The sequence below is a fragment of the Kitasatospora saccharophila genome, assembly GCF_039529925.1.
GTDB lineage: Bacteria > Actinomycetota > Actinomycetes > Streptomycetales > Streptomycetaceae > Kitasatospora > Kitasatospora saccharophila.
In genome coordinates, this window is the sequence record NZ_BAAANS010000001.1 from 298,809 (window position 1) to 320,549 (window position 21,741).

16 protein-coding genes are annotated in these 21,741 nt (G+C 74.1%); 11 read left to right on the top strand and 5 right to left on the bottom strand.

What is annotated here, in order from left to right; genetic code table 11:
- Positions 1–70: 70 nt before the first annotated feature.
- Both ABD345_RS01505 and ABD345_RS01510 read left to right on the top strand, forming a co-directional pair.
- Positions 71–733 (top strand): PadR family transcriptional regulator, encoded by a 663-nt coding sequence (locus ABD345_RS01505; RefSeq protein WP_344549794.1) that lies wholly within the window; start codon positions 71–73, stop codon positions 731–733.
- Positions 734–877: 144 nt separating this feature from the next.
- The gene (locus ABD345_RS01510) at positions 878–1,960 is read left to right on the top strand and encodes an inositol-3-phosphate synthase (RefSeq protein ID WP_123554024.1); all 1,083 of its coding nucleotides are present in this window, start codon (positions 878–880) and stop codon (positions 1,958–1,960) included.
- Positions 1,961–2,052: 92 nt separating this feature from the next.
- Here ABD345_RS01510 and ABD345_RS01515 read toward each other — a convergent pair whose 3' ends face one another.
- Entirely contained in the window at positions 2,053–3,726 is a 1,674-nt protein-coding gene (locus ABD345_RS01515) for a peptidoglycan-binding protein (protein ID WP_344549795.1), read from the bottom strand.
- A gap of 167 nt (positions 3,727–3,893) precedes the next feature.
- Between ABD345_RS01515 and ABD345_RS01520 the strand changes: the two genes are divergently transcribed.
- Both ABD345_RS01520 and ABD345_RS01525 read left to right on the top strand, forming a co-directional pair.
- Positions 3,894–5,198 (top strand): MFS transporter, encoded by a 1,305-nt coding sequence (locus ABD345_RS01520; protein WP_344549796.1) that lies wholly within the window; start codon positions 3,894–3,896, stop codon positions 5,196–5,198.
- Positions 5,199–5,266: 68 nt separating this feature from the next.
- Positions 5,267–5,959 carry an LppU/SCO3897 family protein gene (locus ABD345_RS01525; protein ID WP_344549797.1) on the top strand — a complete coding sequence of 231 codons (693 nt, stop codon included), beginning with the start codon at positions 5,267–5,269 and terminating at the stop codon, positions 5,957–5,959.
- 7 nt (positions 5,960–5,966) lie between these two features.
- Here ABD345_RS01525 and ABD345_RS01530 read toward each other — a convergent pair whose 3' ends face one another.
- Positions 5,967–7,403: a CCA tRNA nucleotidyltransferase gene (locus ABD345_RS01530; RefSeq protein ID WP_380276401.1), complete on the bottom strand. Its 1,437-nt coding sequence runs from the start codon at positions 7,401–7,403 to the stop codon at positions 5,967–5,969.
- Between the two features lie 266 nt (positions 7,404–7,669).
- On the opposite strand from ABD345_RS01530, the gene ABD345_RS01535 reads away from it, so the two are divergent.
- The 7 genes from ABD345_RS01535 to trxA all read left to right on the top strand — a co-directional run bounded on the left by ABD345_RS01535 (position 7,670) and on the right by trxA (position 18,554).
- On the top strand, positions 7,670–10,021 hold the full coding sequence (locus ABD345_RS01535; protein ID WP_344549798.1) for a DUF6049 family protein: 2,352 nt from the start codon (positions 7,670–7,672) through the stop codon (positions 10,019–10,021).
- A gap of 51 nt (positions 10,022–10,072) precedes the next feature.
- Positions 10,073–12,547: a murein biosynthesis integral membrane protein MurJ gene (murJ, locus tag ABD345_RS01540; protein WP_344549799.1), complete on the top strand. Its 2,475-nt coding sequence runs from the start codon at positions 10,073–10,075 to the stop codon at positions 12,545–12,547.
- A 289-nt stretch (positions 12,548–12,836) separates the two neighbouring features.
- Positions 12,837–15,122 (top strand): serine/threonine protein kinase, encoded by a 2,286-nt coding sequence (locus tag ABD345_RS01545; RefSeq protein WP_344549800.1) that lies wholly within the window; start codon positions 12,837–12,839, stop codon positions 15,120–15,122.
- A gap of 140 nt (positions 15,123–15,262) precedes the next feature.
- Positions 15,263–16,090, top strand: coding sequence for an RNA polymerase sigma factor SigM (sigM, locus tag ABD345_RS01550; protein WP_344549801.1), 828 nt, complete (start codon positions 15,263–15,265; stop codon positions 16,088–16,090).
- Positions 16,087–17,010: a hypothetical protein gene (locus tag ABD345_RS01555; protein WP_344549802.1), complete on the top strand. Its 924-nt coding sequence runs from the start codon at positions 16,087–16,089 to the stop codon at positions 17,008–17,010. Before sigM ends, ABD345_RS01555 begins: the two co-directional genes overlap by 4 nt.
- Before the next feature lie 153 nt (positions 17,011–17,163).
- On the top strand, positions 17,164–18,132 hold the full coding sequence (gene trxB, locus ABD345_RS01560; RefSeq protein WP_344549803.1) for a thioredoxin-disulfide reductase: 969 nt from the start codon (positions 17,164–17,166) through the stop codon (positions 18,130–18,132).
- A gap of 95 nt (positions 18,133–18,227) precedes the next feature.
- Complete coding sequence (trxA, locus tag ABD345_RS01565) at positions 18,228–18,554, top strand: thioredoxin (RefSeq protein ID WP_033214191.1); 327 nt, start codon at positions 18,228–18,230, stop codon at positions 18,552–18,554.
- A 261-nt stretch (positions 18,555–18,815) separates the two neighbouring features.
- On the opposite strand, the gene ABD345_RS01570 is transcribed toward trxA, so the two are convergent.
- The 3 genes from ABD345_RS01570 to ABD345_RS01580 form a co-directional block, all read right to left on the bottom strand.
- Complete coding sequence (locus ABD345_RS01570) at positions 18,816–19,433, bottom strand: GNAT family N-acetyltransferase (RefSeq protein ID WP_344549804.1); 618 nt, start codon at positions 19,431–19,433, stop codon at positions 18,816–18,818.
- Between the two features lie 120 nt (positions 19,434–19,553).
- Complete coding sequence (locus ABD345_RS01575; RefSeq protein ID WP_344549805.1) at positions 19,554–20,624, bottom strand: ParB/RepB/Spo0J family partition protein; 1,071 nt, start codon at positions 20,622–20,624, stop codon at positions 19,554–19,556.
- Positions 20,621–21,586, bottom strand: a complete 966-nt coding sequence (locus ABD345_RS01580) for a ParA family protein (protein ID WP_344549806.1) — start codon at positions 21,584–21,586, stop codon at positions 20,621–20,623. Before ABD345_RS01580 ends, ABD345_RS01575 begins: the two co-directional genes overlap by 4 nt.
- Between the last annotated feature and the right edge of the window lie 155 nt (positions 21,587–21,741).

Genomic DNA, 21,741 nt, shown 5'->3' on the forward strand with positions numbered 1-21,741 from the left:
TCGGCATACACTGCCGGACCGGGGGCCCGTACCCGACGAGCAGGAACCCTCACGGAAGGAGGAAGGCGGTATGAGCCGACGCTCCGGCGTCCTCGAATTCGCCGTCCTCGGCCTGCTCCACGACGCGCCCATGCACGGCTACGAGCTGCGCAAGCGGCTCAACGTCCTGCTGGGCTCGTTCCGGGCCTTCTCGTACGGAACGCTCTACCCCTGCCTGAAGAGCCTGGTCGCCCAGGGCTTCCTGGTGGAGGACAACCCGGACGTCGAGTACGTCCCGGCCACGGCGCTGAACGGCAAGCGGTCGAAGATCGTCTACCGGCTCTCCCCGGAGGGCAAGCAGCGCTTCGAGGAGCTGCTCGCCGACTCCGGCCCGGAGGCGTGGGAGGACGAGCACTTCGGCGTCCGCTTCGCGTTCTTCGGCCAGACCGACCGGGCGGTCCGGATGCGCGTGCTGGAAGGCCGCCGCAGCCGGCTGGAGGAGCGGCTGGAGCGGATGCGCAGCTCCATCGCCCGCACCCGCGAGCGCTTCGACGACTACACCCTCGAACTCCAGCGCCACGGCCTGGAGTCGGTGGAGCGCGAGGTCCGCTGGCTCAACGAGCTGATCGAGACCGAGCGGGCCACCCGTACCGGACGCGGCACCGCGTCCCCCAGCACTTCGGACGGCCGTGGTCCGGCCGCCGGGTCCTCCGACCCGCCCGGGCCACCGTACGACCGCCCGGGGCGCTCCTAGCGGAGCGCTGCACCACCGCGCCGGCCCCGCCGCCCGCGGCGAGGCGCGGGCGCCCCGCGCGCCCGACCAGACAGTCAGAACAGATGTGGAACGAGGTTGCCGCCGCAGCACGGCGGACCTCATGAGATTCAGGGAGCAACCGGAATGGGTTCGGTTCGCGTAGCCATCGTCGGCGTGGGCAACTGCGCCGCCTCGCTGGTGCAGGGTGTCGAGTACTACAAGGACGCCGACCCGGCCGGTAAGGTCCCCGGCCTGATGCACGTCCAGTTCGGCGACTACCACGTCAAGGACGTCGAGTTCGTCGCCGCGTTCGACGTGGACGCCAAGAAGGTCGGCTTCGACCTGGCCGACGCCATCGGCAACAGCGAGAACAACACCATCAAGATCTGCGACGTGCCGCCGACCGGCGTCACCGTGCAGCGCGGCCACACCCTCGACGGCCTCGGCAAGTACTACCGCGAGACCATCGAGGAGTCCGACGAGGCCCCCGCCGACGTCGTGCAGGTCCTCAAGGACCGCCAGGTCGACGTCCTGGTCTGCTACCTGCCGGTCGGCTCCGAGGCCGCCGCCAAGTTCTACGCCCAGTGCGCCATCGACGCCAAGGTCGCCTTCGTGAACGCCCTCCCGGTGTTCATCGCCGGCACCAAGGAGTGGGCCGACAAGTTCACCGAGGCCGGTGTCCCGATCGTCGGCGACGACATCAAGTCGCAGGTCGGCGCCACCATCACGCACCGCGTGATGGCGAAGCTCTTCGAGGACCGCGGTGTCGTCCTTGAGCGCACCATGCAGCTGAACGTCGGCGGCAACATGGACTTCAAGAACATGCTGGAGCGCGAGCGCCTGGAGTCCAAGAAGATCTCCAAGACCCAGGCCGTCACCTCGCAGATCCGCGACCGCGAGCTGGGCGCCAAGAACGTCCACATCGGCCCGTCCGACTACGTCGCGTGGCTCGACGACCGCAAGTGGGCGTACGTCCGCCTTGAGGGCCGCGCGTTCGGCGACGTCCCGCTGAACCTCGAGTACAAGCTCGAGGTCTGGGACTCCCCGAACTCGGCCGGTGTCATCATCGACGCCGTGCGCGCCGCGAAGATCGCCAAGGACCGCGGCATCGGCGGCCCGATCCTCTCCGCGTCCTCGTACTTCATGAAGTCCCCGCCGGTGCAGTACTTCGACGACGAGGCCAAGGAGAACGTCGAGAAGTTCATCCGCGGCGAGGTCGAGCGCTGAGCGCAGCGAAGCCCGCTCGCTGGAGACGGTGAGCGCTGAGCAGACCTCCGGAGGGCCGTCCCGCTTCGTGCGGGACGGCCCTTTGGCGTTGCTCAGGACCAGGCGGCGTTCCAGGTGGCCGGGCCGACCACGCCGTCCACCGCGAGCCCGTGCCGCTGCTGGAAGGCCCGGCAGACCCGGGCCGAGTCGGGCCCGTACCAGCCGTCCGCGCCGATCGACCAGCCGCGGGCGGCCAGCCGGCGCTGCCACATCAGCACGTCGTCCCCGTGCAGCAACGGCGTCTGCACCCGCAGGTACCGCCCGGGCCAGCGCGGCGTCCCGGTGGCCGGCGCGGTCGCCTGCCCCGACGTCCGGGCGGCCGGCACGCCCCCGAGCGCCGGGTCGGCCGAGACCGTCCCCTCGGGGAAGGCCGGCACCCCGTACCCGTACGGCGAGCCGGGCCCGCGCCGCGGGCGGGACTTGAGGTAGACGCCGTCGCCCTCGGTGGAGCCGCTGTCGTTGGTGTTGTGGGTGGGGACGAAGTCGTCGGTGACGAACAGCCGGGAGGCGGCCGACACCGCGATGCACTGCACCTCCTCGTCGCGCACGTACTCGACGGAGACGACCCGGCGGGCCCGCGCGGCGTCCCGCGGGACGAACCGCTCCGCCCGGCGGCCGAGCCGGAACGGGTTGAAGCGCGGCATCTCGATGTCCCGGACCAGGTGCGCGGCCGTGCCGCTGCTCACCGCCGCCCGGCCGCCGAGCGAGCGGACCAGTTCCTGGACGTCGCGGGCCAGCCGGGCGGAGGCCGAGCGGAACTCGATCCGGCCCCGCGCGTCCACGCTGCCGTCGACGTCCATCAGCCCCTGCAGGAGGGCGAGCCGGTCCTTGGTGTCCGCGGTCAGGTAGCGGGCGGGCAGGAACTCCCCTCCCGCGGTGGCCTCCCGGAGGCCGAGCGCGCGCAGCTCCCGCTCCGGTCGCCGACCGTCGGGGAACGCGGCCCGCAGTTCGGCCAGGACCTCGGGGCGCGGACCGGCGCCGCCGGTGCCGGCCTCCCCGACGAGCAGTCCGAGCAGGTACGGGTCGACCGGGAGCGGTCCGCCGGTCTGCCGGTACTCGACGGCTTCGAGGAGGGGCACCCGCACCCGGGAGCCCGGGGCGGCGACCAGGGCGGCCAGTTCCAGGGTGGTGACCACGCTCGGGGCGGGCCGGCCGTCGACCTCGACCTGCCAGAGGTGCTCCTCGCACGCCTCGGCGGTGGACCCGTCCCGGAGGACGACCCGGTGGACCGGGCGGACGCCCTTGGGGAAGACGCCGGTGACGCGGGACGGGCGGCCGGCCGGGTCGATCACCTCGTCGCCGACCGCGAGGTCGCCCATCCTCCGGTAGCCGGTGGGGGTGAGGACCCCGGCGTGCAGCGGGAGCGCGTTGCCCTCCACCGTCCGGATGGTGTCGGCGTCGTAGGCGACGACGACGCCGGTGTGGGTGCCGCCGTCGGGGCCGAGGTAGAAGGGGCCGCCGAGGACGGGGTAGTCGCTCCAGCGGCCGCGGTCGCGCCACCAGGCGACGGCGGTCAGGCAGGAGGCCGTCATCGGCCAGAGGCCGTCCATGCCGGTGCGGTGGGCCGCCCAGGCCTCGAAGGTGGCGCACCAGGGCTGGCCGTCGGACCATTCGAGCCCGGGGGTCTCGGTGCTGTAGCGCTGGCGGTTGTTCCAGGTGCCGTCGGGGCCGCGGCCTTCGTGCTGCCCGACCTGTCCGAGCAGCAGCGCGGTGAACTCGTCCCGCATGGGAGCCTCCCGTTGTTCCGAGTGGGTGTTCTTCCCGCCCGGGACGGTCAACGATCCGCCGGCGGCCGGGACATCGGTGGTGCGGGAGCGCGCGGGGGGCGTCCGTTCGCCCGAAGTCGACGAATGTTTCACGTGAAACCGGATCCGCCTCGTGGCACCCTTGGCGGGTGATCACCGACCGGCCCCCGCGGGAGGCCCCCCTGCCCGGGTTGCTGCTCGGCCTGCTGCGCGGACCCGGCTTCCGGCGGCTGCTGACGGTCCGGATGCTCTCGCAACTCTCGGACGGGGTGTTCCAGGCGTCGCTGGCCACCTACGCGCTCTTCTCCCCGGACAAGCAGTCCTCCCCCGCCGAGATCGCCGTCGCGCTGGCGGTGGTGATGCTGCCGTTCTCGGTGGTCGGCCCGTTCACGGGGGTGATGCTGGACCGCTGGCGGCGGCGCCAGGTGCTGCTGACGGGCAACCTGCTCCGCTGCGCGCTCTGCCTGCTGACCGTCCTGCTGCTGCTCGGCGGGCTGCCGCGCTGGGTGTTCTACGTGGCGGCGCTGGTGGTGATCGGGGTCAACCGGTTCATCCTGGCGGGGCTGTCGGCCGCGCTGCCCCGGGTGGTGGCGGACCCGTCCGCCCTGGTCACCGCCAACGCGGTGTCGCCGACCCTGGGCACGGTCGCGGCGACGGTCGGCGGTTCGCTGGGGCTGGTGGGGGGAATACTGGCGTCCGGCTCGGCCGCGACCGCCCTGACGGTGGGGCTCTCCGCGCTGCTGTACCTGGTCGCCGCGCTGGCCGTGCGGCCGATCGCGCCGGACGAGCTGGGGCCCGACCTGCACCGCGAACTCCCGCCGCTGCGGCAGGCGTTGGCGGCCACCTGGCAGGACCTGCGGGCCGGGCTGCGGCACCTGCTGCGGGACTGCCGTCCGGCGGTGCGCGCGCTGGCCGCGGTGAGCCTGGCCCGGTTCTGCTACGGCGTGCTGACCGTGGTGGTGCTGATGCTGAGCCGCTACGCCTTCAACACGGCCGAGGACGTCGACGGCGGCCTGGCCACCCTGGGCCTGGCGGTCGTGATGTCCGCGGCGGGCTTCTTCCTGGCCGCGGCCGTCAGCCCGTGGGCCACCCGCCGGTTCGGCCTGCACGGCTGGATGACACTCTGCCTGGCCGGGGCCGCGGTGTTCGTGCCGGCCCTCGGCCTGACCTTCCGGGAGCCGCCGGTGCTGGCGGCCGCGCTGCTGCTGGGCGTGGTCACCCAGGGCACCAAGATCTGCACCGACACCCTGGTGCAGGAGTCGGTGGAGGACGAGTACCGCGGCCGGGTGTTCGCGATCTACGACGTCCTGATGAACGTCTCGTACGTCGCCGCGGCCGCCGCCACCGCGCTGGTCCTGCCGCTGGACGGCCGGTCCGGGCCGGTGCTGCTCGCGCTGTCCGGGCTGTACGCGGTCGGGGCGGTGCTGTACTTCCGCGCCACCCGCCGCTCCTGACGGGGGGTCGGCCGCTAGGGTACGTGGGCGCACGGCAGCGCAGAATGCCGTCAGGGGGGATACATCAGATGAGCACACCGCCGCCACCCGGGCCCTACGGCCAGCCCGACCCGTACGGCCCGCCCGGCCGGCAACCACCGCCCCCGCCGCCGTACGGCTACCCGCAGCCGCCCGCGTACGGGCAGCAGCCGGCGTACGGCCAGCCGCCCGCGGCCCCGGCGTACGGCCAGCAGCCCCCGTCCGGTCACGCCCAGCCGCCCGCGTACGGTCAGCCGCCGGGCTACGGGCAGCAGCCCCCCGCTCCGACGTACGGCCAGCCGCCGGCCTACGGGCAGCAGCCCGCGTACGGCCAACCGCCCGCCGGGGACGGGAAGTTGCCCGCCTGGGGGCAGGAACCGCCGCGGGAGCCGGTCAAGCCGCTCGGGCCCGCCACCCCCCGCACCGTGCTCCGCCGGACGGCGCTCGTCGTGGTGCTGCTCGGCCTGGCCGCCGGCCTGGTGTGGCTCTTCATCGCACCGCCCCCGGGACCGGCCGTCGGCGACTGCCTGGACGGCCAGCACCGCGACGTGTCCTGCAGCGCCTCGGGCGCCAGGTGGAAGGTGGAGTACCGCAAGGACGGCGCCATCGGCCTGCTCAGCTGCTCCAGCACCCGCCCGGGGACGACGCCCTACGACGACAAGTACGGGTCGCGCAAGCACACCACCCGGTACCGGCTGTGCCTGCGCCCGGTGAACGGCGCGTCCACCACCGGAACGCACTGACCCGGCGTCAGTCCTGCGGCTGCTCCGCCCACCAGGCGCGCAGCGCGGCCACCGCCTCCTCGTGCTCCACCGGGCCGTGCTCCAGGCGCAGTTCGAGCAGGTGCTTGTAGGCCCGGCCGACCGCGGGGCCGGGCCGCAGGCCGAGCAGCTCCATGATCTCGTTGCCGTCCAGCGCGGGGCGGATCGCGTCCAGCTCCTCCTGCTCCTGGAGCGCGGTGATCCGCTCCTCCAGCGAGTCGTAGGTGCGGGCCAGCGCGGCGGCCTTGCGCTTGTTGCGGGTGGTGCAGTCGGAGCGGGTCAGCTTGTGCAGCCGGGACAGCAGCGGGCCGGCGTCGGTGACGTAGCGGCGCACCGCGGAGTCGGTCCACTCGCCGCCGCCGTAGCCGTGGAAGCGCAGGTGCAGCTCGACCAGCCGGGAGACCTCGTTGACCAGCTCGTTGGAGTACTTGAGCTCGCGCATCCGCTTGCGGGTCATCTTGGCGCCGACCACCTCGTGGTGGTGGAAGGAGACCCGGCCGTCCGACTCGAAGCGGCGGGTGCGCGGCTTGCCGATGTCGTGCAGCAGCGCGGCCAGCCGCAGCACCAGGTCGGGGCCCTCGGTCTCCAGCGCGATCGCCTGCTCCAGCACCGTCAGCGAGTGCTCGTAGACGTCCTTGTGCCGGTGGTGCTCGTCGCTCTCCAGCCGCAGCGCCGGGAGCTCGGGCAGCACGTGGTCGGCCAGCCCGGTGTCGACCAGCAGGCGCAGGCCCTTGACCGGGTGCTCGGCGAGCAGCAGCTTGTTCAGCTCGGCCTGGACCCGCTCGGCGGAGACGATGGTGATCCGCTCGGCCATCGCGGTCATCGCGGCGACCACCTCGGGCGCCGGGTCGAAGTCCAGCTGGGCGGCGAACCGGGCGGCCCGCATCATCCGCAGCGGGTCGTCGGAGAAGGACTCCTCGGGGGTGGCGGGGGTGCGCAGCACCCGGGCCTCCAGGTCCTCCAGGCCGCGGTGCGGGTCGACGAACCGCCGGCCGGGCAGGTCGACGGCCATCGCGTTGACGGTGAAGTCGCGGCGCACCAGGTCCTGCTCGATCGAGTCGCCGTAGCTGACCTCGGGCTTGCGCGAGCTGCGGTCGTACGCCTCGCTGCGGTACGTGGTGATCTCGATCAGGAACGAGCCCTCGGCGGTGTCCTTGCGGGCGCCGACGGTGCCGAACGCGATGCCCACGTCCCAGACCGCGTCGGCCCAGCCCTTGACCAGCTTGAGGATCTGCTGCGGGCGGGCGTCGGTGGTGAAGTCGAGGTCGTTGCCGAGCCGGCCGAGCAGGGCGTCCCGGACCGACCCGCCGACCAGCGACAGCCGGTGGCCGGCCTCCTGGAAGCGGCGGGCGATCTCGTCGGCGACCGGGGAGACCCGCAGCAGCTCCTGCAGGCCGAGGGTCTGCGCCTCGGTCAGCCCCGGCAGGGCGACCCGGTCGGCGGAGCTGGAATGATTGGCGCTGGACGCATTGGCAGTGGACACGGCTCACAAGGGTACGTGCCCGGCTCGCTCCACCGCCCTCCCGTTTCCCGCCGCCGGGGGCGGCCCGGTAGCTCCCGGGCCGCAACACTGCGGGCCGGGCGGCATCGTTACCATGCCGAATGGACGCTCCTCGGCCGGGGACGGTGCGGCCGGGGCGGCCGCGGCGGTGCGTGGAGTGATCGAGACGATCGGGAACGGCGAGGACGCGCGTGGACGAGCGGACCGGGCGGAACGCGGTAGTGGCGGCGCGTCGCGGACGGTGGAGGGGCCTGCTGGCCAGGGGGTCCGCCGCGCTGCTCGCGAGCGGGCTGGTCGGCGTGCTGTGCGCCGCTCCGGCGGCGGCCGGCCCGGGCCTGCTGCCGACCGCGACGGCCGAGTACCCGGCGGTGGTCCAGATCGACTCGCTGTCCGAGCAGGTCGCGACCGAGAACAGCACCGTGACCGTCACCGGCACGGTCACCAACTCCGGCGGGACGAAGCTCAAGTCACCGAACGTGAAGGTCCGCCAGCCGCAGATCCGGCCGATGACGGCCCCCAGCGAGCTGGCCCTGGTGATGTCCCGGACCACCCCCAGCACCCTGGACGGCATCTCGCTGGACAACCCCGTCCAGGGGCTGCGGGACCTGGAGCCGGGGCAGAGCGAGCCCTTCTCGCTGGCCGTGCCGGTCTCCGTGCTGAAGACCGCGAACACCGGCACCTACGAGCTGGCGGTGGACGTCTGGGGCAGCACCGGCGGCGAGCAGGCCCACCCGCTGGGCATCGCCCGGACCTTCCTGCCGTTCCAGGGCAAGAAGACCGCCCAGCCCTCCCAGCTGGCGGTGGTCTGGCCGCTGACCCACGCGCCGGTGCTGGTCGCCCAGACCATGGCGGACAGCAACCAGACCCCGGTGCTGCGCGACGACGACCTGGCCACCGAGCTGACCGGTGACGGCCGGCTGAACCAGCTGGTCCGGATCGGCGCGACCATGCCCGGGCTGACCTGGGCGATCGACCCGAACCTGCTGGACACCGTGTTCGCGATGACCAAGTCGTACCGGGTGCAGAAGCCCGGCACCTCCGGCGAGTCCGCGAGCGAGGACAACACCGTCCCGGGCACCGGCCGCGACGCGGCGACGGCCTGGCTGTCGAAGCTGCGCGAGGCGCTCGCCCAGCCCGGCAACGAGGTGGTGTCGCTGCCGTACGCCGACCCCGACCTGGCCTCGATCGCGCACAACGGCGCCGGGCTGAACGGCATGGAGGCCGCGCTGCGCAAGGCGGTGACGGCCGGCCAGATCACCACCGAGGCGCGGCTCTCGGTGGACGCCAGGTCGGACGTGGCCTGGCCCCACCAGGGCGTGCTGGACCAGCGCACCGCGGCGGTGGCCGCCACCGCGGGCGGGCACCTGCTGCTGGTCGACGGCGAGTCGCTGCCGGAGTCCGACAAGCTGAGCTACACCCCGAACGCGGCCCGCCGGCTCGCCAGCGGGCAGGTCGCGGTGGTCTCCGACTCGACGCTCGCCCCGATCTTCCGGTCCGACCTGGACTCGGAGAGCCGGCGCACGCTGGCCGAGCAGCAGTTCCTCGCCGAGACCCTGACCATCGCCCACCAGGAGCCGGAGCACCCGCGCGGCCTGCTGGTGCTGCCGTCCCGCTCGATGACCGCGGGCACCGCGCAGGCGCTGCACGACTCGGTGGTGAAGGGCGCGGGGGGCGGCTGGCTGACCCTGGCGACGCTGGAGAAGGTCTCCGCCCTGACCCCGGACCCGGCCGCGAACACCTCCGTCCCGGAGGCGTACCCGGCCGAGGCGACCGCCGGGGAGCTGTCCACCGCCGAGCTGTCGGCGACCATGCAGCTCCAGGACGGCGTGGACCAGCTGATGATGATCCTCACCCGGCCGGAGCGGGTGCGCGAGTCGTTCAGCGCCACGATGGTGCGCTCGATGTCCACCGAGTGGCGCGACCAGCCGAAGGCCGGCACCGAGTACCGGCTCGGGGCGCGCACCTACCTGGACAACCTGAAGTCCGCGGTCCGGGTGGTCCAGAAGAGCGTGGTGACCCTGCCGGGCGACAACGCGACGATGCTGGTCAGCGTGAAGAACGGGCTGACCCAGTCGGTCGGCAACCTGGAGCTGCGGGTCATCTCCACCCAGGCGAACCGGCTGCGGATCAACTACCCGATCCAGTCGGTGGTGCTGGACGCCACCACCAACTCGACCCTCCGCTTCCCGGTCGAGGCCCAGGTCAACGGCCCGGTCCGGGTGACCGCGCAGCTGTGGACCACCGGCCCGAACGCCCGCCCCTACGGCGAGGCGATGGAGTTCACCGTCGACGTCACCTCGGTGGCCAGCGGCGTGATGTACGTGATCGCCGGCGGCACCGTGCTGATGGTGCTCGCCGGGGTGCGGTTCTCCCTGCAGCGCAAGAAGCGCCGGGCGGCCGGCGAGGTCGACGAGGACCCGGACCGTCCGGTCGACGGCTCCGCCGGGGCCGGGCGGGGCGCCGAGCCGCCGTCCGACGCGGACCCCTCGTCCACCGCGGATGACACCGATCGGGTCTCCGGTGATGAGAAGGTGGATCACTAGGCCGCCCCACCCCCCGGGCGTCCATCCCCCTCTCTGACGTGGATTGGTGGCATGAACGAGCGGAGCGATCGAACGGCCCAGGACCAGGGCGGCGGCCGGCCCCAGGAGCGCGCGGGCGGCCTCCGGTCCGCCGCCCCCGCGGAACCGGCCGCCGACTGGTACGTCGCCGACACCTACGCCAACGACCCGTACGCCGCCGAGGCGTTCGGGAGCGCGGACCCGTACGGCGCGATCGACCTGCCGGGCGCCGGTCCCGACCGGACGGACACCCCCGAGGGGTCGGCCGCGGTGCCGGGCCGGCCCGACGCCGCGACCGATCCCACCCTGCGGCTGACCGCCCCCGCGCCGCGCTGGGCCTCGGTCGCCGCCGAGGTCGCGGCCGGGGCCCGGTCCGCACCGGAGGCACCCGCCGACGCCCCCGCGGAGGCGCCCGCGAAGGAGCGGTCCGCACCGGAGGAGCCCGCCGAGCGGCCCCGCTGGGAGCTCCCGGCCGAGCCCGCCCCCGTCGACGACTACGTCGGGGTGGACGCCCTGCTGTCGGGGGACGCCGCCGACCCGCCCGGCGACGGGGAGCGGGACGCGGCCGGGGAGGCGGACGGGAACGGGAACGAGGAGGACGACCCGGGCGAGGACCGGTCGGAACCCGCCGGGGACGCGCGGAGCACCCATCCGTACGTGCCGCCGATCGAGTTCGACCCGCCGCTGTCCGAGGAGGAGGTGGTGCTGCGGGCCGACTCGGCCGTCCTGGAGGCGAACGCGGCCGCCGCCGTGCCCACCGGTCCGCCGGCGCCCTTCCTCGCGCCCGAGCCCGCCGAGCCCGACCCCGAGTCAGGCCCCGAGCCCGGCCCCGGTGCTCCCGGGGGCGGCGGGGGCGGCGGTGCGGCCAAGGTCGCCGGGCTGCTGAACTCCAGCGCGGTGATGGCGGCCGGCACCCTGGTCTCCCGCGGCACCGGCTTCCTGCGCACCATGGTGATCGCCGCCGCGATCGGCGTCGCCTCGATGGGCGACTCGTACAACGCCGCGAACACCCTGCCCACCCTGCTGTACATCCTGATCGGCGGCGGCGCGCTGAACGCGGTGTTCGTGCCGCAACTGGTGCGCAGCATGAAGAACGACGAGGACGGCGGCACCGCGTACGCCAACCGGCTGCTCACCCTGGTGGTGACCGGCCTGGCGGGCGTGGTGTTCGTGGCGGTGCTGGCCGCGCCGGTGCTGGTGCAGCTGATCTCGCACGCGCTGATGCGCGACGCGGCGAGCGCCGACACCACGGTGGCGCTGGCCCGCTACTGCCTGCCGACCATCTTCTTCATGGGCGTGCACGTGGTGATGGGCCAGATCCTCAACGCCCGCGGCCGGTTCGGCGCGATGATGTGGACGCCGGTCCTGAACAACGTCGTGGTGATCTTCACCTTCGTGATGTACATCGCGGTGTACGGCACCTTCCAGCACACCGAGGTCACCCCGCAGTCGATCTCCCCGGAGGGCGTCCGGCTGCTCGGCATCGGCACCATGCTGGGCCTGGCCGTGCAGGCGCTGTCGATGATCCCGTACCTGCGGGCGGCGGGCTTCTCGTTCCGGCCGCGCTTCGACTGGCGCGGCCACGGCCTGGGCAAGGCCGCCCGGCTCGCCAAGTGGACCTTCCTGTTCGTGCTGGCCAACCAGGCCGGCTTCCTGGTGGTCACCCAGCTGGCCACCGCCTCCGGCCGGGCCGCCGAGCAGGACGGCCACCTCGGCGTCGGCCTGGCCGCCTACTCCAACGCGCTGCTGATCTGGCAGCTGCCGATGGCGGTGATCACCGTCTCGGTGATGAGCGCGGTGCTCCCCCGGCTCTCCCGGGCCGCCGCCGACCAGGACTCCGGCGCCGTCCGCGACGACCTCTCGTACGGCCTGCGCACCTCGGCGGTGGCGATCGTCCCCGCCGCGTTCCTGTTCCTGTCGCTGGGCCCGGTGATCGGCTCCTCGATCTACGGGCTGGGCAACGGCGGCGCGGTCGCCCACGGCACCACCGCGGTCGGCTACATGCTCTCCGCGTTCGCCCTCGGCCTGATCCCGTACTCGGTGCAGTACGTGCTGCTGCGCGGCTTCTACGCCTACGAGGACACCCGCACGCCGTTCTCCAACACCGTCTGGGTGGCGCTCACCCAGGCCGCCACCGCGGTGCTGTGCTGGCTGGTGCTGCCCGCGCAGTGGGCGGTGACCGGCATGGCGCTGGGCTACGGCCTGTCCTACGCGGTCGGCGTGTTCGTCGCGGTGCCCAAGCTGAAGGCGAAGGTCGGCGGCCTGGACACCGCCCGGATCACCAAGACGTACGTCCGGCTGGCGATGGCCTCGCTGCCCGCCGCGGTGGTCGGCCTGGTGCTGGAACTGCTCGCCCTGCAGGTCCTGGACGGGTGGATCGGCAACGTGCTGACCCTGCTGGTCGCGGCCGGCGCGCAGCTCGCGGTGTTCCTGGTGCTGGCGCGGAAGATGCGCATCGAGGAACTGAGCGCACTCACCGGAATGGTCCGCAGGAGGCTCGGCCGCTGAGACCCCCCGCGAGCGCCCGGTTGACGTGACGTCAACCCGGACGAGGACGAACCGTCGGATCCTCAGTACGCTTTCCCTGGGCCGGAGTCGGGGTACGCCCCCGGTTCCGGCCCATTCGTCTGCTGTTCCGCCGGATGTGGGCAACCGGGCAACCTCCCGCCACTCCCAGAGGTCGTACCTGGCGTCCGGAAGTGGGCACAATTGACCCTGCACGGCCGACCGCTCCGGAAACGGGGACGTCGACCGTCCTGGGATGGACCGGGGCGACACAAGGGGAGGCAGGACCACGGTGGCTGACGGCACCAAGGCGATCGTCGACACGTCCGAGACGGACGGGGCGGCGACCGAGGCCGCGCCGGCGACGGGCACGGAGCGCGAGGCCGGCTCCGACCACGGGTCCGACCGCGACTCCGGGAGCGGCCGGGCCGCCAAGAGCCCGGCGAAGGGCTCCCCGAACGGCGCCGCGAACGGCAGCGCGAAGGGCTCCCCGAACGGCAGCGCGACCGGGGCGGTGAGGACCGCCGCCGCGAACGGCTCCGCCAACGGCGCTGCGAACGGCTCCGCGAAGGCCGCCGAGGCGAAGGCCGGGGCGAAGAACGGAGAGGCGAAGGCCGGGGCGAAGAACGGAGAGGCGAAGGCCGGGGCGAAGAACGGAGAGGCGAAGGCCGGGGCGAAGAACGGCAGCCGGGGCAACGGCAAGGGCAGCGCCGGGACGGACCCGCAGACCACCCCGCTGCGCGCGGCCCGCCCGAAGGCCGCACCCGCCGCCGCGGCCGCCGAGGACACCCCCGGGACCCCCGGCCCGGACGGCTCCGACGACCAGCGGCCGGGCCCGCCCCCCGAGGTCACCGCCCCGCTCTCCGCCCAGGAGATCGACGCCGAGCTGGCCGCCCAGGGCCCCCGTCCCGAACGCCCCTCCCGCAGCCGCGGGGTGCGCCGCCCGCTGCCGCCGGTCGAGCCCTCCGAGCCCGCTCCGGCCACCAGCACCGAGACCCTGGACGCCGACACCGCCACCCTGCCGACCGTGCTGCCCGCCCCGCAGCGGCACAGCGGCGACAAGATCGGCGCCCGCTACCGGCTGGAGGAGTGCATCTCCGAGTCGGAGACCTTCAGCAGCTGGCGCGCCGTCGACGAGAAGCTCCGCCGCGCCGTCGGCGTCCACCTGCTCGCGGCCGGCCACCGCCGCGCCAAGTCGGTGCTCACCGCCGCCCGCAGCGCCGCCCTGCTCGGCGACCCGCGCTTCGTCCAGGTGCTCGACGCGGTGCAGGAGGGCGAGCTGGTCTACGTCATCCGCGAGTGGCTGCCCGGCGCCCACGACCTCGGCGAGCTGCTGGCGAGCGGCCCGATGGAGCCGTACGACGCGTACCAGATGGTCCGCCAGGTCACCGACGCGATCGCCGCCGCCCACGAGCGCGGCCAGGCGCACCTGCGGCTCACCCCCAAGTGCGTGCTGCGCACCGACGGCGGCCAGTACCGGATCAACGGCATCGCGGTGGACGCGGCGCTGCGCGGCCTGCCCGCCGAGGACGCCGAGCTGACCGACGTCCGGGCGATCGGCGCGCTGCTGTACGCGGCGCTCACCCACCGCTGGCCCTACCCCGAGGACCGCTACGACCTGCAGGGCCTCCCCAAGGGCCTCGGCTGCGTCCCGCCGGACCAGGTCCGGGCGGGCGTCCACAAGGGCCTGGCGGAGCTCGCCGCGCGGATCCTGTGCGAGCAGCCCCCGCACCACAAGGAGCCGATCACCAGCCCCGCCGAACTGGCCGCGGCGATCAACCGGATGCCGAAGATCCGGCAGCCCGAGCAGCCCGCCCCGCCCGCGCTGCGCGCCCTGCCCGCCGCCCGGCCGCGCTACGCGAGCGGCGCGCAGACCCAGGTGCTCCCCCGCCCGGAACCCGCGCCCGCCCCCGCGCCCGCCCCGGCCGCCCCGCGTCGCCGCCGCGGGCTGCGCCGCCTGCTGAAGTGGACCGCCTCGCTGGTGGCGCTCTCCGCGGTGGCGATCGGCTCCTGGCAGCTGGCCCAGTACGTCAACGCCCAGCAGGACAAGGCCGAGACCGGCCAGAGCACCCCGGCACCCGTCCCGAGCGGCTCGGCCCCCGCCGCCGTCGGCGGGAAGCTTCCCCTCGCCGCGCTCTCGCCGTTCAACGCGTTCGGCGACAACAAGAGCGAGCACTTCAGCGAGGTGCCGAACGCCACCGACGGCAACCCGGCCACCGCCTGGACCACCCAGCGCTACAACGACCAGTTCGGCGGCGCCTACCGGCCCGGCACCGGCCTGCTGATCGACCTCGGCTCGGCCCACCGGGTCGACTCGGTGGACGTCCAGTTCCTCGGCGACACCAAGGTCGAACTGAAGGCCGCGCCCACCGGCACCACCGCCCCGCCGTCCGCCGACGAGCCCGGCTTCCGCAGCTTCGGCGCCTCGATCGCGGCCGCCTCCGGCGGCACGGTCACCCTGAAGCCCGACAGCCCGGTCACCACCCGGTACCTGCTGCTCTGGCTGACCAACGTCCCGGCCAACGACGACGGCGGCGGCTTCCGCGGCAAGGTCGCCGAGGTCCAGGTCAACGGCTAGGCCCGCTCCCCCGGATCCCGTCCCGCCCCCGTCCCGTCCCGGTTTCTCCTCCCGGGCACCTCTTGATCCGTTCCGGCGCATCCCCAACGATGTGACCCGGGGCCGCCGGAACGGACGGCCGAACCGCAAGGAGGGGGCGGATGGCCGAGGAGCCCACCGACGCCGAACTGCTCGCCCGGCACACGGCGGGCGACCCGGACGCCTTCGGGACGCTGGTGCACCGGCACCGGGACCGCCTGTGGGCGGTCGCGGTGCGCACCCTCGGCGACCGCGAGGAGGCCGCCGACGCGCTGCAGGACGCCCTGGTCTCCGCCTTCCGGGCCGCCGCCGGGTTCCAGGGCCGCTCGGCGGTCACCACCTGGCTGCACCGGATCGTGGTGAACGCCTGCCTGGACCGGGCCCGCCGCGGCGCGGTCCGCCGGGCCGATTCGCTCGACCAGCGGCCGGACGGCACCGCCGAGCGCGCGCTCGGCGCCGCCGAGGACGCCGAGCACCACGCGGTGCGGGCCGAGACCCGCCGCGAGGTGGCCGACGCGCTGGCCGAACTGCCCGCCGAGCAGCGGGCCGCCCTGGTGCTGGTCGACATGCAGGGCTACCCGGTGGCCGAGGCCGCCGAGGTGCTGGGCGTGCCGGTCGGCACCGTGAAGAGCCGCTGCGCCCGCGGCCGGGCCCGACTGCTGCCGCTGCTGCGCCACCTCGGGCCGGGCGGCGCTCCGGTTCCACGTGGAACCGGAGCGGACGCCGTTCCACGTGGAACACCCCCCGACCTCCGGCCCGCCGCCCCGCCCGGCGTTCCACGTGGAACACCGCCGGAGCTCCGGCCCGCCGGTCCGGTTCCACGTGGAACCGGACCGGCTCCCGGCGGGGCCGCGCCGCCCGCGCCCCGGAGCGGGAACCCGAACCCGCCCTCCCCCGTCCCACCCACGGATCCCTCGCCCGCGCTGGAAGGAGATGCGACCCCGCGATGACGCCGCACCCGCCTCCCGGCCACCCCGCCCTGGACGCCCTCGCCGACCTCGCCGAGGACCTGCTGCCGCCCGACCGGGCCGCCGCGCTGCACGCCCACCTGGCCGACTGCCCGGCCTGCGCCGAGGACTTCGCGGCCCTGTCCGGCCTCCCGCAACTGCTGGCCGACGCCCCGCCGCCCGTCATGCCGCAGGACGTCGCGGACCGGCTGACGGCCGCCCTGGCCGCCCTGGCCGCCGAGTCCGCCGCCCGCGCCGAGACCGGTGCGACCCGGCCCGCTCCCCCGTCCGGCACCGTCCCGGCCGAGGCCGTCCCGGCCGCCCCGCGCCGCACCGGCGCCCCGACGGGCACCCCGGCCGCCGCCACCGGCCCCGGCCGTCCGCCGCACCGCCGCCGGCGCGGCCGACGGCTGCTGCTCGCCGGCACGGCCGTCGCGGCGGTGGTGTTCGGCCTGGGGCTGGGCGGCTCGCTGCTCGACCGCGGTTCCGACGGCGAGGGCAGCAGCGCCGGTCGGTACGTCTCCGACGCGGCGGCCGCCCCGGCTTCCCAGGCCGCCAAGTCCGCCGCCGGCTCCCCGGCGCCCCAGCAGGTGGCCCCGGGCGCCGGCGCCGCCGACGGCCCGGACTTCACCGAGGCCCGACTGCCCGCGCAGGTCCGGCAACTGATGGCCGGTGCGCCGCCGCAGGAGCTCGGCCCGACCGCCCCCGACGGGACGGCGGCGCTCCCGTCCTGCCTGTCGGCGGCCGCCGGACGGCCCGGCGAGCGGCCCGCCGCCACCGGCCCCGGCCGCTACCTGGGCCGCCCGGTGCTGGCCCTGGTATTCCGCCCGCCGGGCGGCGACGGGCCGTTGGACGTCTACCTGGCCACCCCGGACTGCCCCGGTTCGACGATCCTGCTGCACAGCACCGTCCCGGCCCCCTGATTCCTCGCCCGGCCGGGCCCACCGCGCCCGGAGTGCGGGCGGTGGGTGCGGCCGGGCCTGGGAATGCGGGAGACTGGTGAGTCGTTGTCCGGGGCGGCGGAGCAGACCGCCCTCCCCCGCGCGAGCGGGACGCCAGGCGAACCAGGAGAAGCAGTGAGCGACGTCCGTAACGTGATCATCATCGGTTCCGGCCCGTCCGGGTACACCGCTGCGCTGTACACCGCGCGCGCCTCCTTGAAGCCGCTGGTGTTCGAGGGCGCCGTCACGGCCGGCGGCGCCCTGATGAACACCACCGAGGTGGAGAACTTCCCCGGCTACCGCGACGGCATCATGGGCCCCGAGCTGATGGACAACATGCGCGCCCAGGCCGAGCGCTTCGGCGCCGAGCTGGTGCCGGACGACGTCATCGCCGTCGACCTCACGGGCGACATCAAGACCGTCACCGACTCCGAGGGCACCGTGCACCGCGCCCGCGCCGTGATCGTCGCCACCGGCTCCCAGCACCGCAAGCTCGACCTGCCGAACGAGGACAAGCTCTCCGGCCGCGGCGTCTCCTGGTGCGCGACCTGCGACGGCTTCTTCTTCCGCGACCAGGACATCGCGGTGGTCGGCGGCGGCGACACCGCCCTGGAGGAGGCCACCTTCCTCTCCCGCTTCGCCAAGAGCGTCACCGTGATCCACCGGCGCAACTCGCTGCGCGCCTCCAAGGCGATGCAGGAGCGCGCCTTCGCCGACCCGAAGATCACCTTCGCCTGGGACAGCGCGGTCGAGGAGATCCACGGGGACCCGAAGCTCTCCGGCCTGACCCTGCGCGACACCAACACCGGGGACCTGCGCGAGCTGCCCGTCACCGGCCTGTTCATCGCGATCGGCCACGACCCGCGCACCGAGCTGTTCAAGGGCCAGCTGGAGCTGGACGCCGAGGGCTACCTCAAGGTCGAGGCCCCCTCCACCCGCACCAACGTCCCCGGCGTCTTCGCCGCGGGCGACGTGGTGGACCACACCTACCGCCAGGCCATCACCGCCGCCGGCACCGGCTGCTCCGCCGCGCTGGACGCCGAGCGCTACCTGGCCGCGCTGTCCGACGCCGACGAGGCCCCGGCCGCCGTCGTCGCGGTCTGACGCACCGCCAGATCCGTCCCGGCGAAAGCAGAAACAGATCCGCCTCCGCCGTTGTTATCCCTGACGTACCTCTTCTCCGACCCCAAGGAGTTCCCGTGGCCGGCGCCACCAAGGAAGTAACCGACGCCACCTTCGACGCCGAGGTGCTCAAGAGCGACAAGCCCGTCCTCGTCGACTTCTGGGCCACCTGGTGCGGCCCCTGCCGCCAGGTCGCCCCGGTCCTGGAGGACATCGCGGCCGAGCACGCCGACAAGCTGACCGTCGTCAAGCTCGACGTGGACGCCAACCAGGAGACCGCTGCGGCGTACAACGTGATCTCCATCCCGACGCTCAACGTCTACAAGGGCGGCGAGCTGGTGAAGACCATCACCGGTGCCCGCCCGAAGGCCGCGCTGCTGCGCGAGCTGGCCGAGTACCTGTAGGCCCTGCCACACCGCGGCGGCCCGGACGGAGTCTCCGTCCGGGCCGCCGCGGCATTTCCGGGACGTCCCGGGTCCGCCCGGGACGGTCGGAGGGCGGTGGGGGAACCGCTCGGGGCCGTCCGAGGCTTCGTCAGGAAGCCCTGAGAGCGCGGACGCCTCGGCCCGGTGGCGGGTCCCGGTGCTCCGGAGGCTTCGCTGAGAAGCCCTCAGCGCCCCGGCGGCCTCCCGGGGGCGGGCGCCCCGGCGCGGAGGACCGCTCCCTCAGAACGGCCGCAGCGCCGGTTCCTGGCGCCGCCCGCCGAGCAGCCGCTCCAGCGCGCCCTCCACGTCGCCCTTCCAGGAGAGCGTGGCCCGCGCCTCCAACCGCAGCCGCGGGTACCGGTGGTGCGGCCGGACGGTCTTGAAGCCCACCGCCAGCAGGTGGTCGGCGGGCAGCACGCAACTCGGCACCTCCCGCCCCTGCGCGCCGAACGCCTCGATCGCCCGGAAGCCGCGCCGGATCAGGTCCTTGGCCACCGACTGCACCAGCACCCGCCCCAGGCCCTGCCCCTGGAACCCCGGCAGCACCCGGGACACCATCAACTGCACCGCGTCCGGTGAGATCGGACTGGTCGGGAAGGACTGCCCGCGCGGCACGTACGCGGGCGGCGCGTAGAGCACGAACCCGGCCGGCCGGTCGTCCACGTAGGCGACCCGCCCGCAGGAGCCCCACTCCAGCAGCACCGCGGAGATCCACCCCTCCTTCTCCAACTCCCCCTTGCCGGCGTCCTGCGCGTCCCGCCCGCTGACCGGGTCGAGTTCCCAGAAGACGCAGGAGCGGCAGGTGTTCGGCAGATCCGAGAGGTTGTCCAGCGTCAGCGGAACGACCCTCCGTCCCACGCCCGCACCTCCTCCTCCAGGCGGAAACGGTCCAGACCCCCAGTCTGCTCCGCCCGACGGAACGGGTGCACGTTTCACGTGAAACATGCACCCGTTGGTTCGCTGTCCGTCCTCCCGGGATCAGGACAGCGGCAGACCCCGCTCTCCCGGGGCCAGACTGTCCAGGATCCGGTTCAGGTCCTCGACCGAACCGAACTCCAGTACCACCTTGCCCTTGCCGAGCTTGCCGTCCCGCTGCGAGACCTCGACCTTGACCCGGGTCTCGAAGCGGTCCGAGAGCCGCCCGGCCAGCTCGTCGAAGGCCGGGGTGGGCCGCGGCTCCACCCGCGGGGCGCGCTTCTTCGGCTCGATGCCGGCCAGCAGCTTGGCGGTCTCCTCGGTGGCCCGCACCGTCAACTGCTCGGCCACCACCCGGTTCGCCAGCTTCTCCTGCCGCTCGGCGTCCGGCACCATCAGGATCGCCTTGGCGTGCCCGGCGGTGACCTCCCCCGCCGCCACCTTCAGCTGGACCGACACCGGCAGCTTCATCAGCCGCAGCGTGTTGGACACGTGCGGCCGGGACTTGCCCACCCGGTCCGCCAACTCCTCGTGCGTGCAGCCGAAGTCGCGCAGCAGCTGGTCGTACGCGGCGGCCTCCTCCAGCGCGTTCAGCTCGGCCCGGTGCAGGTTCTCCAGCAGCGCGTCCAGCAGCAGCTTGTCGTCGTCGGTGGCCCGGACGATCGCCGGGATGACGTCCAGCCCGGCCTCCCGGGAGGCCCGCCAGCGACGCTCACCCATGATCAGCTCGTACCGGTCGGGGCCGGTCTGACGGACCACCACGGGCTGCAGCAGGCCGACCTCCTTGATCGAGGCGACCAGTTCGGCGAGCTTCACCTCGTCGAACACCTCGCGCGGCTGGCGCGGGTTGGGCCGGATCGACTCCAGCGGCAGCTCGGCGAACCGGGCGCCGTTCACCGGGGCCAGCGCGGCCTCCAGGACACTGCGGCGCTGATCGCCGGCCAGCTCCCGCAGGCTCTCCGCGGCGGCCTTGGCGGCCACCGTGCCGCGGTCGGTCGGCACCGGCACCACCGGCACCACCGTGACGGTCCCGGCCTCGGCCGACTCGGCCGGAGCTCCCCCGGCCGCCGCCGGCTGGGTCGCCGGGATCAGCGCCCCCAGACCCCTGCCCAGACCCCTGCGCGTGCCACTCACCGCTTGCCCTCCATCGAACTGTGCTGTGCCGTCGGCGCGGACGTCTCCCCGCCGCTCTGCGGCGGAACGACCGCCGCGCCCGCCCGGTGCCGCCCGACCGTCGTCTTGGCGACCTCGGCCCGCAGCGCCAGCTCGCGCGCCGCCTCCAGGTAGGAGAGCGCACCGGTGGAACCCGGGTCGTAGCTCAGCACGGTCTGCCCGTAGCTGGGGGCCTCGGAGATGCGCACCGACCGCGGGATGGCGGTGGCCAGCACCTCCTTCTCGAAGTGCGTCCGCACCTCCTCGGCGACCTGCGCGGCCAGCCTGGTCCGGGCGTCGTACATGGTGAGCAGGATGGTCGACACGTGCAGCGAGGGGTTCAGGTGCGCCCGCACCAGCTCCACGTTGCGCAGCAGCTGGCCGAGGCCCTCCAGCGCGTAGTACTCGCACTGGATCGGGATCAGCACCTCCTGGCCGGCCACCATCGCGTTGACGGTCAGCAGGCCCAGCGAGGGCGGGCAGTCGATCAGCACGTAGTCCAGCGGCTGCTCGTACGCGGCGATGGCGCGCTGCAGCCGGCTCTCCCGGGCGACCAGCGAGACCAGCTCGATCTCGGCGCCCGCCAGGTCGATGGTGGCCGGGCAGCAGAACAGCCCCTCCACGTCGACCACCGGCTGCACCACGTCGGCCAGCGGCTTGCCCTCGACCAGCACGTCGTAGATCGACGGCACCTCGGCGTGGTGGTCGATGCCGAGCGCGGTCGAGGCGTTGCCCTGCGGGTCGAGGTCGATGACCAGCACCCGCAGTCCGTGCATGGCCAGACCGGCGGCCAGGTTGACGGTGGTGGTGGTCTTGCCCACCCCGCCCTTCTGGTTGGCGACCACCATGACCCGGGTCGCGGCGGGCCGGGGCAGCGCTTCCCCGGCGTGCCCGGCGGCCAGGAGGGCGGCGTGCGCGGGCCCGGCCACGGGGGTGTCATCCACCTGATCGACGATCTCCGACTCCTGCATGGGGGTCAGTGTTTCACGTGAAACCGGGGCCGCAACAGTCACCTCCGGGCGACGGTCGGGGGTCCGGTTGAGTCCTTGATCAAGTACGCCGGAGAGCAGGAAGCGACGTTTCACGTGGAACACGATGC

Excerpts from the sequence above, each read along its gene's own strand:
- ABD345_RS01505 (WP_344549794.1), top strand. The coding sequence starts at position 71 with ATGAGCCGACGCTCCGGCGTCCTCGAATTCGCCGTCCTCGGCCTGCTC.
- ABD345_RS01510 (WP_123554024.1), top strand. The coding sequence starts at position 878 with ATGGGTTCGGTTCGCGTAGCCATCGTCGGCGTGGGCAACTGCGCCGCC.
- ABD345_RS01515 (WP_344549795.1), bottom strand. The coding sequence starts at position 3,726 with ATGCGGGACGAGTTCACCGCGCTGCTGCTCGGACAGGTCGGGCAGCAC.
- ABD345_RS01525 (WP_344549797.1), top strand. The coding sequence starts at position 5,267 with ATGAGCACACCGCCGCCACCCGGGCCCTACGGCCAGCCCGACCCGTAC.
- murJ (WP_344549799.1), top strand. The coding sequence starts at position 10,073 with ATGAACGAGCGGAGCGATCGAACGGCCCAGGACCAGGGCGGCGGCCGG.
- sigM (WP_344549801.1), top strand. The coding sequence starts at position 15,263 with ATGGCCGAGGAGCCCACCGACGCCGAACTGCTCGCCCGGCACACGGCG.
- ABD345_RS01555 (WP_344549802.1), top strand. The coding sequence starts at position 16,087 with ATGACGCCGCACCCGCCTCCCGGCCACCCCGCCCTGGACGCCCTCGCC.